Raw genomic sequence first — 18,309 nt, 5'->3', positions numbered from 1 at the left:
ACATCACTCTCTTTTCCTTCATTAATCATTGAATACGCTCTATTTAGTTTACCTTGAAAGCGGTCAAATTACTATCATTTATAGAAGATTTGTCGTGTTTTTTACAGATATTGTGCAATTAATCAAGGGATTCATACTGCTGGCTATATCTATCACGAAATTCTTTGGGGGTCAGCCCCGTTAGTTTCTTGAACATCTTCGAAAAGTAATTGGTGTTATTATAGCCAATCGAATCCCCAACTTCACTGACTGTCTGCGTGGTCTGCAACAGCAGTTTTTGGGCGTGTTTGATACGCATGCGGTTGACATATTGATTGAAGCTCATCTCGGTTTCTTTTTTGAAGAGTTGGCCCAAATAAACCACACTGACATGGAGATCTTCGGCAGCGGCTTTGACAGTCAAATCATGAGTGAACCCTTCTTCGATCAACTGGATCGTTTTTTGAACGATTTCTGAATAGCGTTTTTGGCTGGGCTGACTTTTGACCAACCGCAAGATATCGTCGAACAATTCCCGCAAATCTGCCAAGGATTGCGCTTCTTTGATTTTGTGCAAAATCACCTCATGGTTCTCGTCTGATAAGGCGGGCAATTGACGATACATATCATTGAATAAGAGAAAGGCCGTATAACGGACATGTTCCGGATCGGCTTGCGCTTGGGTCAATGTATCGAAAATATCGTCGAGTTCAGCCTGAACCGTTTTGCGATCACCAATGGTTAAGGCTTTATTGAAAGAAAGCAATGGCTGCTCTTCATTGCGTTCAAGGATCGACACTGGAATGATCGGTTCTGCCATGAATAAGTCAGGATAAAAGTTTTGCAGTGATTGCACTTGTTTGATCTTTTCGTAGGCGTGATAGACATCCTCCCAAGCAGCAGCCGTTTCACTGACGATCACTTGCCACGATCCCTGAATATCTTCGATGACTTGATTTAGCTGATCAATGACCTTTTGCCGCTCCCCCACAGCAATCACGGTCAGTTGCCCTTCTTCGATTTTGCCCGGCAATCTAAAGGGCTGCTTTTGTTTTTGGTACAGTTGATGGATTGCTGCAAGTTGCTTTGAGTCCCCCATAAACTGCAAAACGGTGTAAGGAGGTGCCACCGACACTTGTTGCACAGCCAATAAATGCTGATACTCAGATTCGTTTAATTCATCGTTAAGCCATAGCAATAAGCTTGATTCTTGGTACAGTTCTTTTTCTAGCGCCAGGTGCTCTTGTTGTGCCAATTCTTCGGCGATAGCGATCACACTTTTGCGCAATTCTTGCTTGTTGACCGGCTTGACCAAATAATTGCGCACACCAAGTGCCATACCTTGCTTTACATAGTTGAATTCTTGATAACCAGACAGTATGATCGAAAAGAAATGGTTGCCGGTGATTTGCGCCTGTTGGATCATCTCAATGCCATTCATCTCAGGCATTTGGATATCGGTGATCAATAAATCGACCGTATGATCGGTTAAATAGTCCAATGCTTCGGAAGCATTCTTGGCTGTATAAACCACTTCAAAGCCTAGTTCTTCCCAAGGCAAAATCATTTTCAGTCCTTGAAGGATCATATATTCATCATCCACGAACATTGCTTTATACACCATGCGTCATTCCCTTCTTGATGCCTGCTTCGGGCAAATAGATCATAATTATAAATCCTGCATCCTTTTGCGCAGTGATTTCTATGCGATACCCGTTGCCAAACATGCCCCGCAAGCGTTCATGGACGTTTTTGATGCCAATCGATGTTTGTTTCTCGATTTCTGCTATTTGCAACGTTTCATTGATTGCCATTACTTGTTCTTTGGTTGCCCCTTTACCATTGTCCTTGATTTGGATCACGATTTGCGCATCCTTTTTGTAAGCTTTGATACTGATCGCATTGTCATTGCGCTGATAATCGATCCCGTGGACAAAATAATTCTCCACTAGCGGTTGCAAGGTGAATTTGGGCAAGTACAATTGTGACAATTCCGGATCGACAGTGACGTGATAGGCAATCTTATCAGGGTAGCGCATTTGATATAAGTAGACATATTTTTCACAAAAGGCCACTTCTTCAGCAAGGGTTTTGACCTTTTCTTGGGTCGTATTGTTGCGTAATAATGCTGAGAAGGCATAAACGACGTCTGCGAGTTCTTCTTGATTGCGACTTAATGCATACATCCGAATATACTCCAATGTGTTATAAAGAAAATGAGGATTGATTTGTGCTTGCAATGCCCGCATATCCGCATCCCGCTGCTTGATCTCCAACGTGTAAATATCCTCAATATAATCGTTGATACTCACGGTCATTTGATTGATCGCTTCAGCAATCTCTTTCAATTCTTGCTGGACCTGATCGGTATCGATCTGGATTTTGAAATTTCCTTGGCTAACAGCGGTAGTCGCTGCCACGATGGTTTTGACCTGCGATGTGTAGCGCTTGAAAGTCCGCTGCAAGACCCATAGCAGCAAACCGATGATTGCTGCTCCGATAGCAAAAATGAACAAAGACTTCTGGATGATTTCCTGCCAAATCACTTTTTTCGACAGCAGCACCAAGGAGATTTCCCCACTGACGGTGGTTTGCTGCTGCACATAGTAGTCCTTTTGCAACAGATGGGCATTTTCTCCAGCCATGGCTGTATCAATCATTTGCACTTCACTTGATGATAAGCCAGTTGCACTTTGAAACAGTCGTTGTCCATTGGTGCTATACAAAAAACTATCGATACCATGAACCTCATTATCTGCAGCTTGATTGGCCATGACCGTGTCTGCTTGGAAGACAACGTAGACTTGCCCTAATGGTTGGGCATAATTGCTGGGTTGTGATATCGGACGGGCAAAATACAACCGATTCTTTAGATCCAGCTTAGTCCCGCGTTGTTTTTCACCATACGGTGCTCGGGGTGAGGCAACCAACAAATCGTCACTTTCATCTAATTGGATAATGATTTCTTCGATATCAGAATGTTCCCGCAGCAAACGATACAAAATATTCGGCAGATAGACGCTTTGCCCGGTTTGACGAAAAATCTCGTTGCTGTATGAAAAATATTCAGGCAATGACAACTGCAAATAGTTGCGCAATGATTCAAATGCCGTATCTGAATTGGTAAATTCGCCGAGAACCGTTGAAACGACAGTATTTCGTTCTTTGACATACGTATCTAACTGCATACTGCTGTTTTCCGCTAAGCGATTGCTGGTATGAAAACGCTCAAGTCCTGTGTACGCGCTTAATGCAAGCATGATCACGATCGACAGGATGATCAAGAGAAAACTATACAGTTGCATCAATTGATTGATCAAGAAATCATGTTTGAAAAAATTGACTCTTCTTTTACGCATCCGTCAAATCACGCTCGATCAATGTCCGTTCTTGTTTCACTGCGCCATGGACCCACAGCATCAGCAGACTAAAGCTGCCAAAAAGCAGCAAGCCTTTCATCGTCCAGGTGATCACAGCAATCCCTGCTAAGCCGAAAATCAGTTTGAGAAACGTTCCCATGCGCAAAAATAAGCAAATAAATGATAATTTCAAATTGTTTGCAAATGATATCTCATAACAGGCATCAAAGGTGACGGACAGTAAATACAGCAAGCCGCACAAGCCAATGATCACGATCAAAATAAAAGAGATCACCAACCATAGCAAGCCTTGAAATTGCGTGGCCAAATACAAGTTATATCCCAGAAAAGCAGTGACTGCGAAAAAGAGATAGAATTGTTTGTTTCCTCGCCAAAAACCATCCTTCCAGATGTCCCATCCTTTACGAAATGTTTGTTCTTCATACGCCAAACCAGACGCTTCGATTAAGCTGCTTATGGTGTAAAAGGCTGGACCAACACCGAAAATGATGCCGCCTGCCAGTGTATAAGCGACAAAAAGCAAGTTTAATTTTACAAGGCCCCAAATCATGCGAAAGCCTTTGACCAATCCTCCAGTTGCTGTTTCTTCCATTCACTTTTCCTCCCTTATTTATCCGACAAACAGAATGTAGCATGTTTTTCTATCTGAACTCAAGTTGGCTGAGAATCTTTTAATCAACCTATGTACAATTGTTATTCTTGTTTCCAATAAATATAGTCATCGTTATTTATAGTGGTATTTTTCAGAAACTATCAAGAAAAAAATGGTCAAAGAGGATTGCTTGAACCTATCGTTCTGGGCAATCACTCTTTGACCTGTCGTTCAATCAAGGATCAAAACTCTTGGTTATTCTTGACTCGCACGATACTCGTCAAATTGTTTTTGCATTTCATCACGGACTGTATCCCAACCTGCTGTTTTCAATTCTTCCACAAGTTTCGGTACATTTTCTTCAGGATCGATCGTACCAGTGGTCAAACTTGATTTGTAACGGTTCATCACGTTGGCGATATTGGTGATCTCCGTTTTGACATTGTCGGTTTTGAAGTTGAATCCTAAGATTGGTGACGCTTCGGCATTGGCGATATTTTCATCCCGCTCAGCGATCATTTCATCTGTGATCGATTCTTGTGTGTAAAGAATCATGTTGTTCCCAGTGTTCCAAGCAGACATCCGGGTATTTGGCAGATAGCCGTCTAACAAACGAATTTTGTTGTCTTGTCCTTCTACTTTTTCCCATGCATCGCCTTCAACACCCCAAACCAAACCGTTCAACAATTCAGCGTCGCTGTTCAATAGACCTAAAAATTCAACGGCTTTTTCTTTGTTTTTGGACACATTGGCTACGACAAAGTTGGCCATTTGTGTTTGTCCTGTAGATTTCAATTGTTTGGTGATTGGTTGAGAAACCAATTCTTGGCCAGCGGCATTGGTTAAGATCGTATCACCATAATCCATTGGTCCTTGGGTTTCTTCACGCATGAACCATGTATTGCCTTCCAATGGATAACCGGTTGTGTTGGTTGCGGCATCCGTTGGGATCAAGCCTTCGTTGTACCATTTGTGCATCAACTTCAAGTTGGCCATTTGCTCTTCGTCTTCATATTGATTGATGATTTCTGTAGATTCTCCATCTAACTTGATGGCAAAGGGATATTCTTTGCCGATCACGTAGTCATAATCACCGGAGATGTTGTAGGATTGTCCAATCGCAAATGCTGCGATATTTGGCTCATTTTCATGGAATGTTTTTAGGGCTGCTTCTGCATCTTGATACGTTTCGATGCCACTGATATCAATATCGTATTTGTCTAGGTACTGTTTGTTGAAAGTCAGTACTTGTTGTGCATAAATATTGCCGTTGACAGGGAAGGCATATAATTTGCCATCGATTGTATTGCCTTTGATATAAGACTCATCCAACATGTCATAGGCTTCTTTGGCATATTCAGGTGCCAGTTCAGTCAAATCTGCATAAGCGCCTTTTTGCGCATTGGCCACGTAATTCGATGCCAATGAGATATCATAATTTTCGCCAGAAGAGATAATGGTGCTCATCTTTTGATCCCAATCGCCCCAACCGATATATTGCAAATCGATTCTAGCATTGATTTTTTCTTCGATCCGCTTGTTGGCAATCTCCATCAACTCATCAAAGTTATCTGGTTTGTCCCCTACTTGATACATCAATAATGTTGTGACACCATCGGCATCCGTACTTGAATCAGACGTGTCTCCGCTGGTGCCGCATGCTGCCATCCCCAAAGCTGTCGCTGCAGCCATGCCGGCAAATGCTGTTTTCTTCCACAATTTCATTTTTGTTCCTCCCTCTACTTCTATTATTCTTTCACGCCGCCGATTGTCAAGCCACCTACGAAATAACGTTGGAAAAATGGATAGGTGACGGCAATTGGCAACGTTGCAACTACGACAATGGCCATGCGTGCTGTTTCGCTTGGCAAAGCGGCCAATCCCCCTTGGATCTGTGCAGCCATGCCTGAACTTTTGGCTAAGTAGTCCAAGTTGTTTTGAATCCGCATCAAAAGTGCTTGTAACGGCACTAAAGAATCTTTTTGGATATATAGCAATGCATTGAACCAATCATTCCAGTAGCCTAGCGCCGCAAACAAACTGATTGTGGCAATCCCTGGTACTGCTAATGGCAAAACGATCGACAGGAAGATTCTCATCTCACTGGCGCCATCGATTCGCGCCGATTCAATGATACTGTCTGGTACAGTTTTCTTAAAGAAGGTCCGCATCACCAAGATGTTGAATGGTCCTAAAGCCATTGGCAAGATCAATGCCCAAATGGTGTCTTTCAATTGCAGTAAATTGACCATCACCAAGTAATTGGCCACCATTCCTGGCGCAAACAACATGGTGAACAAAGCAAAGATCGTAAAGAAACGGCGGAATGGAAAGTTGGAACGAGAAATCACGTAAGCATATAACGAAGTCATCGTTGCATTGATGAACGTCCCGAAGACCGTAATGAAAATCGATACTCCAAATGCTTGGAAAATCTTTCCGCTCATGCGTCCGCTAAAGAGATAGCTAAACGCTGCAAATGAAAATTCTTGAGGCCAAAACCGATAGCCGTTTTCAGCCAGTGAGGTTTCACTTGTCAGGGAAATCGCGATGACAAAGATAAATGGAATGACACATGAGATGGCAAACAACGCAATCACAATGTTGAAAATTAAATTGACTGTTGGATTAAAGGAGCGAATCTCCACTTTCTTGACTTTTTTCTTCATTTGATTCACCCTCCTAGAATAGTGCTGAATCTGGTTCTAATTTACGAACAACCAAATTTGCAAAAAGTAGTAATAATGCACCGACAACTGATTGATATAAGCCGGCTGCAGCAGTCATTCCGAAGTCACCAGTAGCTGTCAATCCGTTGTAGATATATGTGTCCAATACCGTTGTTACTTGATATAACGCCCCCGAATTTCTTGGTACTTGATAGAATAATCCGAAATCGGCTCTGAAAATCCCGCCAATATTTAAAATCAATAGCACCGAAACCATTGGTAACAATTGCGGCAAGGTCACATTTCTGATTTGCTGCCATTTATTGGCTCCATCGACCATAGCTGCTTCATAATAGGATTGATCGATCCCTACTACCGATGCATAGTAGATAATACTGTTGTAACCTAAACTTTTCCAAACATTCATGAAGACAAAGATAAATGGCCACCATTTTGGATCTGCATACCAATTGATACTTTGTCCACCCATGTTGTTGATCCATTGATTGACGATTCCTTTATCAGGACTCAAAAAGGCATAGACAAAATAGGAAATAACCACCCATGAGAGAAAATATGGCAATAGAGACATCGTGTGATACACTTTGACTAATTTTTTGTTTCTTAACTCACTCATAATAATGGCAAACGCAATGGCAAAAAATAAGTTAAATGCCAGAAAGACAATATTATATAGCAATGTATTCTTCGTGATCAGCCACGCATCATTGGAGGCAAATAAAAATTTAAAGTTGTCAAACCCTACCCAAGGGCTTTCTTTTAAACTGGCAAAAAAGCCATCTGGTGAAATATGGAAGTCTTTAAAGGCCACCACATTTGCTAATACTGGTATGTAGAAAAAAAAGACAAACCAGATAGCGCCTGGCAAAGCCATCAAAATCAGTGCTTTATACTGCCAGACATTTTTCAAAAAACCCTTCTTCTTCACGTTTCATCATCTCCTTCTGGTATAAGAATAACGCTTTCATCAATGGAAATGAATGAACAAACTAAAGGTAAAATGCAACAAATTAAAGGTGTTTTTGTACAAAAAAAAGCGCTCACGTATCTTTAATGGATACGTAAGCGTTTTAACACTTCAGCGATTATGCGTCAAAGCCATTCTCGCGAATCACCTCTTTGAACCAATAGCCGGAGCGTTTTATCGTACGCTTTTGGGTATCTAGATCGATCGAAATAAAGCCATAACGATTTTTGAAGGCATTTAACCAAGACCAATTGTCAGTCGCCGCCCACATATGGTATCCCAAACAATGAGCCCCTTCTTGAATGGCTTGATGGACATAGGCCAAATGGTCCTTCACAAATTGGATGCGATACGCGTCTTCGATCACTCCCTCTTCATTTTTGAACCGCTCTTCATCTTCTACCCCCATGCCATTTTCAGAGATAAAGCAGGGGATGTTGTTATAGTTGTCACGAAGATTGATCAAGGTGTCATAAATGCCTTTTTCGTAGATTTCCCAGCCACGATATGGATTGATTTTTTTGTCTGGCCAATCATATGCATCGAAGTAATCTTCCGGCATTGGCTGCATCGCCTGTTTAGGCGAGTGTTTCTGCTGCACCCGTCGCGGTTGGTAATAGTTGACCCCCAGAAGATCGACAGTGTTGTTGCGAATCACCGCCAAGTCTTCTGCTGTTGTGACTGGACGGATCCCTAGGTCATCGACGATCTCTACTAGTTCCTTGGGAAATGTCCCTTTAACAGCCGGATCCAAAAAGGATCGATTGAAGAACGCATCGGCAATGACTGCTGCGGATTGGTCTGCAGGATTTTGCGGATCTTTTGGATAGGTCGGTGTCAGGTTTAAAATGATACCGATCGTCCCCTTACACCCAGATCGACGAAATTTCTGAATCGCCAAAGCGCTGGCTAAGGCTTCATGATAGCCCACTTGAACGGCTTGCGCCAAATCTACCACAGCCGGATAATGTTGCTGATACAAGTAGCCCATTTCTACGGGGACGATGGGTTCATTTTGGGTGAACCAATGGTTGACCTTGTCACCAAATAAATCGAAACAGACTTGCGCATATTCAGCAAAGGCTGTGACGGTCTCTCGGTTAAGCCATCCCCCTTCATTTTGCAGTGCCATCGGCATATCAAAATGATACAGATTGACAAACGGTTCGATCCCTCGAGCCAGCATCTCGTCAAAGTAACGATGATAGAATGCCACCGCTGCTTGATCGACAGCCCCGCGGCCCTCTGGCATCAAACGGCTCCATTGGATCGATGTCCGAAACGAATTGAACCCGATTTCTTCCATGCTATTTAAGTCTTCTTGAAAATGCGTGATCACTTGGGTTGTACGATTAGGTCCTTGTCCTTGAAAAAACTTCTCTGGATTGGTTTGATACCAATGATCCCAGATGGAAGCACCTTTGCTGTCATTGGGTAAACGACCTTCTGTTTGCGGTCCGCTGGCAGCGGCGCCCCACCAAAAATCCTTTGGAAATTGATGCTTCATTTTTCAGACATCCTCTCTTGTGCCAGCAACAAGCACCCTGTGATACCACTTTGATTCGGTAATGCCCAAGCAGATATATAGTCCTCAACGGGAGGTGTGTCCATGTAGCCAGCCATTTGTTCGACAAAAGCGGCTTGGATTTTGGCCAGTAAATGAGGCTGATTCATGACACCGCCACCTAAGATCAGTTTCTCAGGTGCCAACGTCAATGTGATATTGACCAGCGCTTGACCAATATAATACGCTTGCAGATCCCAAATAGCATGTGTGTCAGGCAAATCTTGTCCTTTGATGCCCGTCCGACCTTCCAACGAAGGCCCTGCGGCAAGACCTTCTAAACAATCGTGATGGTAAGGACACGTACCTGCATAGGTGTCATCTGGATGCCGTTTGACAAAGGTGTGGCCAATTTCTGGATGGCCGATCCCTTGAAAAAGTGCCCCGTCTCGAACGACCCCAGCACCAATACCAGTACCAACTGTCATATAGACGCAACTGTCTTTGCCTTGAGCTGCGCCTAAACGCAACTCGCCGTAAGCAGCTGCATTGACATCTGTTGTCCAGATGAGCTCAGTGTCAGGCCACTGCGCTTTCAAGGTTCCAACAACATCGAACTGTTGCCAGCCCGCTTTCGGTGTGGCCAAAATATGGCCATAGGTCGACTGTTGCGGATCAATACCGATTGGACCGAAAGAGCCCACGCCTACAGCTGCTAATGGATAGGGCGCAAAAAAGTCAAAGATTGCTGCCAGTGTGTCCGCCGGCGTTGTTGTGGGAATCGCCGTCTGTTCGACGATCGCCAATGATTCATCAGCGACGGCACAAATCATTTTTGTGCCGCCTGCTTCAATCCCGCCAATATACATAACGTTACATCTCCTTTAACCCAATCGTGCGAATTTCATAAGGCTTGATTGCTGGGGTCAGCCTTCCTTCCATTGGTTCTTCCAATAAATTCAGCAATTCTGCTGTTGTGTGATCTTTGGTTACGGCAAAGACAGTTTCTTGGTCTGCTAAATTGTAGCCCCGTAAAACGATCTTGTCTTGATAACGGCTGCGTTTCAAGGCGGTGATTGCCATCGTTTCTCCTTGGGCTTGGATATATTGTGCCCTTGGCGCCAATGTTCCTGCTTGTCGATGCATTTGTGCGGTCGTCCATGGTATTTGAGCAGCTTGGGCTTGCTTGTAGGTTTCGTATCTTTCCTCCGGTGCGCCATGGAAAGCTACCCCATACTCAAAGGTATGCTCTCCAAGACATTGGGCTTCAGGTGTTGGGAAATACCCCCAATCCCCTAATTCACCAGTGCAGCGCAACAAGGTCAAGCAAATCGTATCATCCACGATCTCATATTCATTCAACCCGAAGTTTGAAACGGTCACACCTTTATGACTATCGTGCAAATTGGCAAAAGCGTGCTGATGTTGCGGGTTGGTTGGATTTTCCCAGTGAGTAGATACTTGGTTTGGTCGTTTGACCACCTCATAAATACTATCTGCTTCATGGAAATCAACATGGATACCAGTTGGGAATAAAGCCCGCAGACGATGGTCTTTGCTTTGATTATTGACAGTCGTTTTAAAAGCTACTCGCTGGCTATCTCGTTCCAAACGAACCTGTGTCGTCATCGTGAATGGGACCAATTCTTGATTGCGTTTGGCCTTACGGAAACGAAAATCAACGACTGCTTTTTGTTCTTCAGCAAGTTGCTCGTCAGCGGCAGAAGGAATCATCAGCGTTTGACTGATTTCAACAACACCCACCAAGTCCGTGTTTTCAATGACCTTGATTTGATGCGGGAAAGTCGTGGAGAGAATCGCCTGATCCCCTTCAGGTTGTTTGAAGATATATTCATTGGCAATATCGCCAACATTTTCAAAGACCAGCAGATTTTCGAAGGTATCGCCAGTCTGTTGATTTGTCACAGCTAAACTGCCGTTATCCGCGATATCGATCGTTAAATGTGCATTGACCAATTGGCGCCCATCTTCTTTGACGATTGCATCCTTTGTTTCAACAGCGACATCAGCTTCTACCAATGCGAAGGTTTCCCATGAAAATTCCGCCATCTCTTCTACTGCGACTTGGACGGTCACGAACCGTTTCATGAATGGGATTCTAAAGGCATCTTTTGGCAATTCATAATCGAAAAGCACTTCTTCTTCACTGATCGTCGCAGCCACTGGCTGGCCCTTTGCATCAATGACTTGATAGTGACCTTTCGGGGCGTCTTTCAGTTCATGATAGAGTTTGCTTGGCAAACCTTCTCTAAATGTCTTGCGGGCCAATTCGACCGTGACCGAAACCAAACCTGAACGAGGGGTACCGGCTGTATTGAACACGATGAATGGTCGGCTGCCTTCCGGAAAGTCTGTCGTATCAATTGCCGCGGTCAAATGGCGCAGCGCTTCTTCAGCAACGTACTTGCCGATTTCATTGGCTTTTTCAAAACGTGGCATCATCTCTCTATGCACTTCATCGACGGAACAGCCGCAAATGCTGTCATGGGGATGATTTTGCATCAAGGTTTTCCACCCATGATCCAGCACATCATGAGGATACGCTTTGGTTAGGTCATAGGCCATTGTTGCTAACGGTTCCGCGACATTTTCCAATTGACGTGAGACACGGGTATTCCATTGCTTCAAATAGACACGAGCCGAAGCGGTGTTGGCCAATGTATACCAGCCGTCGGTTTCTTGGCTGGTCAATTCACCGGTGATCGTACCTAGATCACTAGGCAAATCTTCTTTGACTGCCGCCAAATATTCTGTAAAGCTGGCATGTTTGAATTCATATTCTGGATATAATTCATTGGCTAAGCGTATCGCCGCGGTAATATCTTTTTGGACTGGTTGATGATCGACACCATTCATCATCAAATAGTGGTTGGTGGCACCAAATTTTTCGACATCTGCTAATTTTTGGTCCCAGAAAGCTTTTGCTGCGGTTCTTTCAGCTGGGATCTCGTTGCCATTTGAATACCAGTTGGCAAATAACAAACCAAAGATTTGACTGCCGTCTGGACCTTCCCAATGCATTTCAGAGTATTGCGAAATAAATTGGTCATCTGGCAGCACTTCATTGTCAAAGCCGATTGGTTTGACACCCCGCCCAAATGCAGTACTTTCTAAATTGGCTTGCAACATCATTTGCGGTGTTTGCCCCATATTGCCGAAGGTATCGGGGAAATACCCCAACATGACTGGTGTGCCCCATTTTTTGCTTTCGGCCATACCAATCAGCATATTGCGGGTATTGGATTCAGCGCTGATCAAGAAATCATCTTGCAAGATATAAAAAGGGCCAATTTGCAGTTTTCCATCTTGAATTGCTTTTTGGACAGCTGCTCGTTTTTCTGGACGGACTTCCAAATAGTCATCTAAAATAATCGTTTGGCCATCTAAATGGAAACTATGGAATGCTGGATCTGTTTCGATCAATGCCAATAGGTCATCCATTAATTCTACTAAACGCATATGGTGTTGTTCATACGGCATGTACCATTCACGATCCCAATGGCTATGGGAAATGATATATACTTGTTTTTTCATCATTTATACTCCTTGCATTGCTTTATTTTTCTACCCGAATATCGAAATAGTCCATGACCAATTCACAAAACATCATATTGGCCCAAGAGAACCATTCCCTTGTGTATTGGTTAGGATCATCCACATCAAAGCCTTCATGCATCAGATTGGTCCCCGCATCAGTGGCAACCAATTGATCGAGGATGCGTTTTTTCTCCGACTTATCAGCTGTAGTCATGCCTTCCATCGCCATTGCGATTGGCCATACATAATTCTCTGGTGTATGAGAACTGCCAACTCCTTTGGCATACTTGCCTTCATAGAAGTATGGGTTTTCTAGACTTAACAGCGTCTTTCGTGTTGCTACATACATCGGATCGTCGATCGTGCCATAACCAAGATAAGGTCCAGCAATCAAATTGGGCACATTGCTGTCATCCATGATCGATGCATGGCCAAAGCCATCCACTTCATAGGCATAAATTGTTTCCCCTGCTTGATTGGTGGTCGATCCATAATGATCGATCCCCGTTTGAATCTCAGCTTGTAATGTTTTGGCTTGTGAGACAATCGCATCATCCGTCAGTACATGTGAGAAAATCTCTTGGATATAGCCTAAGATCACAACGGCAAACATATTGGAAGGCACCAAATAACCATACTTGCAGGCATCATCACTTGGGCGGAAGCCTGACCAAGTCATGCCTGTCGGTTTGACTGGTGTGCCTTTGCCATCATGCGTTAAGGTATCTTCTTTGCGCCAAGTATCACGCGCAAAGAGATACGGCGACGTCTCGTGGTCTTGCTCCGTTTGAAAGACTGTCAGTATGTTCTTGATACCGCTGACAAAATCGTCATTGAACTGATCTGTACGACCAGTATTTTTATACAGCAGGTAAGCAAGCTGTACAGGATAGCACAAGGAATCGATTTCATATTTGCGTTCCCAGATCCAATCATTCATTTCCGTGTGGTCATCTTGATGACCGGCGCCGTTGGCTGTTTCATTGAAGGCATTGGCGTAAGGGTCGATGTTGATGTAGAAAAACTGTTTCTTGACCAAGCCGCTGATCATCGCTGCCAAGTCTTCATCTTCTTTGGCAATCACCAGATAAGGCCGTACTTGGGCGGTTGAATCCCGCAGCCACATCGCCGGAATGTCTCCCGTTAATAAAAATGTTGTGCCGTCCTCATGACGTTTGACCGTCGTCAACAGCGTATTGGCGAAAGCCGCATTGAAGTTTTTTGCCCAATCTGCGTGTTCCTCTCCGCATTTCTCAGTAATCGTTTCCATAAATGTTGCCACAGAATTTGGTATTTGTTTGTAGACCATGAAGTCACCTTCCTAAATTTGATATATCATTTCACGAGTTCAGTATAACCATGTTTATCCGGGATGTCTAGCTAAAAATTAGAAAAATTAAAGGGTTTTCATTTTCATCTGTCTGTGCTATTCTATGAATATGATATATCAAAAAGGAGCCTATCTATGAAAGAGCCTTTATATAAACAAATTTATGATGCATTGCATGATGCGATTCAAACTGGCGAATTGGCACCTGGCAGTCGTGTGCCGACGGAAAAAGAATTGTCTGCGCAATATCAAGTCAGCCGCATTACCTCAAAACGCGCACTGACTGAACTAGAGCAGAATCATTTGATCTATCGTGTTCAAGGTAGCGGCAGCTTTGTCAGCCAACAAAACACACGCAAGGCAACTGAGAAGATTCTGTTTGTTTTGCCCTTTGCCAATGACCTATCTTTAGGGAACTTTACGGAAGGGATTTATCCAGTCATGCAAGAATTCGGCTACGAATTGTTGATGACTCCCGCCGATTATTTAGAAAAAACAACGCCACAAGATTTGATGCAAGCGTTTGATGGAATGATTTACTATGCCAGCAACACTAGTTCCTACTATGATTTGTTGTTTGCTTGCCAACAACATGATTTTCCAGTCGTCACACTGGATAAACAGCTCCACGACTTCCCTTTTCCGGCGATACTGCCAGATAACTTCGAAGGAGGACATTTGGCGGCCTCACATTTATTGGCCCTAGGTCATCAACGCATCGCTTATATTTTTGGTGACCGCCACCATCCCCAGTCCGTACGGAAACGGTATTTAGGCTATGTCGATGCATTGCAGCAATCCGCACCATTCTTGACCAAACTTGATGATGATCATGCGGTATTGAAGGAGGCTTTGTCCTACATCCGTGACCATCACATCACTGCAGCCGTTTGCGAAAATGATTTGGTCGCCATTGAATTGATGCGGCAATTGCGCCAAAATCAGCAAGATGTACCGGCGGATGTTTCGCTGATTGGCTTCGATAATATACAAGCTGCAGCGCTGGTCGATCCTGCTCTCACGACGATTGGACAAAACTTTGCGGAAATGGGGCGCTTGGCTGGTTTGAAAGTCATCACGCTGATCCAGCAAAGTGCGTCTGCCGCACCGGAACACACACACGTTTCAACAGAACCGACTGCCCAGCGCGTAGCGGTATCTTTGATCATAAGAGAATCAACCAAACCAAAGGAGTGACTAAAGTGAACGTTTCAATGATCGATACAAGACATGGCACTGACAATCAATATAGTTTTTCTCATGGCAATTGCTTGCCTTATACAGGCGTGCCTTTTGGGATGAATTTCTTTGCCCCACAAACCAGTAACCAGCGAGGCAGTTGGTGGTTTCACCCTGAAGACCGGACTTTCCAAGGGTTTCGTATCACCCATCAGCCAAGCCCTTGGATGGGTGACTTTAGCCATATGACGTTGCTGCCATTGAATGGCGCCGTCAGCGAACCTAGTCTGTTCCATGCCCAAAGTTCGTACCGTCCAGAAGAAAGCACCTTTAACCCCGCTTGCTTAACTATCAAAACCCAGCGCTATCAATCAACGGGCACTTTGGTACCTAGTATGTACGGCGGTATCTTAGCAATTGACAATTGTGGCAAAAATCCCGGATTAGGCTTATCATTCCCAGGAGAATATACTGTCAAACAATTGGATGACCACACAATAGCCGCCACTTTGATTCTTTTTTCTGGCTGTGAAGATGATCGATTTACCTTCCATTTTGTGTGCCGGTTTGCCAGCCCAATCGTTGCTTTAGAAGGCGACCTCACCGGCAAAGAAGGATTTGTGATCCTCCGATTTACGGATACTTCGCAAGAAAATATTCACTTTGCTACTTCATTTTTGAGCGCTGAACAAGCCTTGTTGAATCTGCAACGAGAAATGGATTGGACATTGGCTGACTTTAAAGCTTCCGCAACCAAACAATGGAACGATTACTTGTCACGCATCGAATTGACCCACCACGATCAAGGGCAAGTCAGCACGTTTTATCATAACTTCTATCGTCTGTTCTTGTTTCCGCAAACATTTTATGAAATTGACGAAGACGGACGCAAAATGCATTGGGATACATTGGCAAAAACCAGCAAACCGGGACCACTGTATACCAACAATGGCTTTTGGGATACTTACAAAACAGTGTATCCAATGTTCTCATTGATTGCTGTTGAACAATTAGAAGATATGTTGGAAGGTTTTTTGACTAGTTATCGTGAAAGCGGCTTTCTGCCTAAATGGTTGTCGCCAGATGAACGGGGATTAATGCCGGGCACCTTGATTGACGCAGTCATCGCCGATGCCGCTGTCAAAGGTATCCGCCCTGATTTGATGCCTGAATTACTAACAGCTATGAAAAAAGCTGCTACCCAGCAAAGCGATAACAGCAATTATGGCCGCCAAGGCACCCTTGATTATTTAACATATGGCTATGTCCCTCTTGATTATCACGAGTCCGTCAACCATACATTGGATTATTGTTATAGTGACTTTTGTATCAGCCAAGTAGCCAAGCAACTGGCTGATCCTGAAACAGCCCATTACCAAGCGCAAAGCCTCAATTATCAACATATTTTTGACCCAGAAACCGGCTTTATGCGGGCCAAAGACAAAGATGGACACTTCCGTCCAGACTTTAACGATCATCGTTGGGGCAAAGATTATGCAGAAGGTAGTGCTTGGCAGAGCAGTTTTGCTGTCTATCATGACTTTGACGGTTTGATCAACGCCCATGGCGGTACCGACCGTTTCGAAGAAAAATTGATCGATTTATGCAACCAAGATCCTTTATATACAACGGAAGGATACGGCTTTGAGATTCATGAAATGAGTGAAATGGCTGCCATTGACTTTGGTCAATTGGCGATCTCCAACCAGCCAAGTTTCCACTATCCGTATCTCTTTAGTTATATTGGCAAGCCTGAAATGGCGCAGCCGCTGATCAAACAATTGCTGACACAATGTTTCAATGACGGCGCCAAAGGTTTCCCCGGTGATGAGGATAACGGCAGCATGGCCGGCTGGTATCTCTTCAATGCATTAGGCTTTTATCCTGTCACACCAGGCACAGGCGAGTATGTGATTGGGATGCCTTTGTTTGATCAGGCAAGGATCCACTTATCTTCAGGCGAAACGCTAACGATCACCAGCACGCCAAATAAACCGCAGCAATTATTTGTCGATGCTGTCACGTTGAATAATGCCTCTGTCGAAAAAATGTTCTTTACCCATCAAGAGTTGATGGCTGGCGGAACCATTGATTTCAAACTAGGTATTGTCCCCCGCAGCCGAAAATGGGCAGCGGATGCGTATCCATTTAGTTTAAGCAAAAAACAATAGCATAGAAAGAAACAGCAGAATCCTATGGAAGGCTTCTGCTGTTTCTTTTACTGTTGCAAATCCAAAAGCAATTCAATTGTGCGCAACACGCCATTTTCATCATTTGAGGTAGTGATAAATTGTGCTGCCTCCTTGACTTGATCAAAGGCATTCCGCATGGCAAAACTGTATTTACCTGCAGCCATCAACTCAAGGTCGTTCAGTCCATCACCAAAAACCATGGTTTCTTCGGGCGTGACATGCAAGATATCCTGTAAACGAGCCACCGTAGTGCCTTTATGGACCCCTTGATTGGTGATATCGATCCAAGCTGCTTCTGATGCAACGATATAGGCTTGACCTTTGAAGCTGTCTAACTGGCTGACATGCTCGAAACAACGCAATTTCGGATCATAAACGGTGATTTTTACAAAGTCTTCTTTGATGTCTCCATAGGAAGAGAGCGTATCCAATACGCGATAAGAACCGCGGACTTTTGTGGCATCTTCATCGTTGACTGAGGTATGAATGTACGCAGCCGTCGGCGTACAAGCAATGATGACATGGTCGTTGGCGATTTGCTCCAGCGTATCAATCATCGCTAACCCCAATTGATTCGGCAGTAATGATTCATAGATATAGTCTCCTTGGTGCTTGATCCGTGTCGCACTATCCCCCAAAATCCATACATCTGCTGCAGCTTCTTGAAATAATTCTTCTACCCGCTCACATTGTTTGCCGGTACAAGCTGCAAAAGAAACACCGGCATCCTTCATTTTTTGACTGACTTTTTGATAATAATCGTAATCAAAGCTGTTTGCACTATTCAAAAATGTCCCATCTAAGTCTGTAATCACTAATTTTATCATCTTATCCCTCTTTCAACACCATTTAATTAACGACCTTTATTAAGTATACTTTTTTCTTGTGTATAGGTCAAGAAGGCTTTTCATGTTTCTTTACATTGGCAACAACCCTCG

13 protein-coding genes are annotated in these 18,309 nt (G+C 43.9%); 2 read left to right on the top strand and 11 right to left on the bottom strand.

Annotated elements, in window-relative coordinates:
• Positions 1-118: 118 nt before the first annotated feature.
• The 10 genes from A5886_RS04270 to A5886_RS04225 form a co-directional block, all read right to left on the bottom strand.
• The gene (locus A5886_RS04270) at positions 119-1,603 is read right to left on the bottom strand and encodes a response regulator transcription factor (protein WP_256926141.1); all 1,485 of its coding nucleotides are present in this window, start codon (positions 1,601-1,603) and stop codon (positions 119-121) included.
• Positions 1,593-3,338 carry a sensor histidine kinase gene (locus tag A5886_RS04265; protein ID WP_086273793.1) on the bottom strand — a complete coding sequence of 582 codons (1,746 nt, stop codon included), beginning with the start codon at positions 3,336-3,338 and terminating at the stop codon, positions 1,593-1,595. The genes A5886_RS04270 and A5886_RS04265 overlap by 11 nt, the downstream gene beginning before the upstream one ends.
• Positions 3,331-3,951 (bottom strand): YesL family protein, encoded by a 621-nt coding sequence (locus tag A5886_RS04260; protein ID WP_086273792.1) that lies wholly within the window; start codon positions 3,949-3,951, stop codon positions 3,331-3,333. Before A5886_RS04260 ends, A5886_RS04265 begins: the two co-directional genes overlap by 8 nt.
• Before the next feature lie 255 nt (positions 3,952-4,206).
• Positions 4,207-5,676 carry an ABC transporter substrate-binding protein gene (locus A5886_RS04255; protein WP_086273791.1) on the bottom strand — a complete coding sequence of 490 codons (1,470 nt, stop codon included), beginning with the start codon at positions 5,674-5,676 and terminating at the stop codon, positions 4,207-4,209.
• 23 nt (positions 5,677-5,699) lie between these two features.
• On the bottom strand, positions 5,700-6,620 hold the full coding sequence (locus tag A5886_RS04250) for a carbohydrate ABC transporter permease (protein WP_086273790.1): 921 nt from the start codon (positions 6,618-6,620) through the stop codon (positions 5,700-5,702).
• A gap of 13 nt (positions 6,621-6,633) precedes the next feature.
• Positions 6,634-7,515, bottom strand: a complete 882-nt coding sequence (locus tag A5886_RS04245) for an ABC transporter permease (protein WP_086275986.1) — start codon at positions 7,513-7,515, stop codon at positions 6,634-6,636.
• Between the two features lie 211 nt (positions 7,516-7,726).
• Complete coding sequence (gmuD, locus tag A5886_RS04240) at positions 7,727-9,115, bottom strand: 6-phospho-beta-glucosidase GmuD (RefSeq protein ID WP_086273789.1); 1,389 nt, start codon at positions 9,113-9,115, stop codon at positions 7,727-7,729.
• Complete coding sequence (locus tag A5886_RS04235; RefSeq protein ID WP_086273788.1) at positions 9,112-9,981, bottom strand: ROK family protein; 870 nt, start codon at positions 9,979-9,981, stop codon at positions 9,112-9,114. The genes gmuD and A5886_RS04235 overlap by 4 nt, the downstream gene beginning before the upstream one ends.
• Before the next feature lie 4 nt (positions 9,982-9,985).
• Positions 9,986-12,667 carry an alpha-mannosidase gene (locus A5886_RS04230; protein WP_086273787.1) on the bottom strand — a complete coding sequence of 894 codons (2,682 nt, stop codon included), beginning with the start codon at positions 12,665-12,667 and terminating at the stop codon, positions 9,986-9,988.
• 22 nt (positions 12,668-12,689) lie between these two features.
• A complete protein-coding gene (locus tag A5886_RS04225) occupies positions 12,690-13,979 on the bottom strand; it encodes a glycoside hydrolase family 125 protein (RefSeq protein ID WP_086273786.1) in 1,290 nt (429 codons plus the stop codon).
• Positions 13,980-14,135: 156 nt separating this feature from the next.
• Between A5886_RS04225 and A5886_RS04220 the strand changes: the two genes are divergently transcribed.
• A complete protein-coding gene (locus A5886_RS04220; RefSeq protein ID WP_086273785.1) occupies positions 14,136-15,197 on the top strand; it encodes a GntR family transcriptional regulator in 1,062 nt (353 codons plus the stop codon).
• Between the two features lie 5 nt (positions 15,198-15,202).
• A complete protein-coding gene (locus A5886_RS04215) occupies positions 15,203-17,350 on the top strand; it encodes a GH92 family glycosyl hydrolase (protein ID WP_086273784.1) in 2,148 nt (715 codons plus the stop codon).
• A gap of 47 nt (positions 17,351-17,397) precedes the next feature.
• Here A5886_RS04215 and A5886_RS04210 read toward each other — a convergent pair whose 3' ends face one another.
• Positions 17,398-18,198 (bottom strand): HAD-IIB family hydrolase, encoded by an 801-nt coding sequence (locus A5886_RS04210; RefSeq protein WP_086273783.1) that lies wholly within the window; start codon positions 18,196-18,198, stop codon positions 17,398-17,400.
• Positions 18,199-18,309 lie beyond the last annotated feature (111 nt).

The organism is Candidatus Enterococcus testudinis, assembly GCF_002140915.1.
GTDB lineage: Bacteria > Bacillota > Bacilli > Lactobacillales > Enterococcaceae > Enterococcus_D > Enterococcus_D testudinis.
Note: the sequence above shows the minus strand (reverse complement) of the source record. Positions and strands in the feature narration are given on the sequence as shown.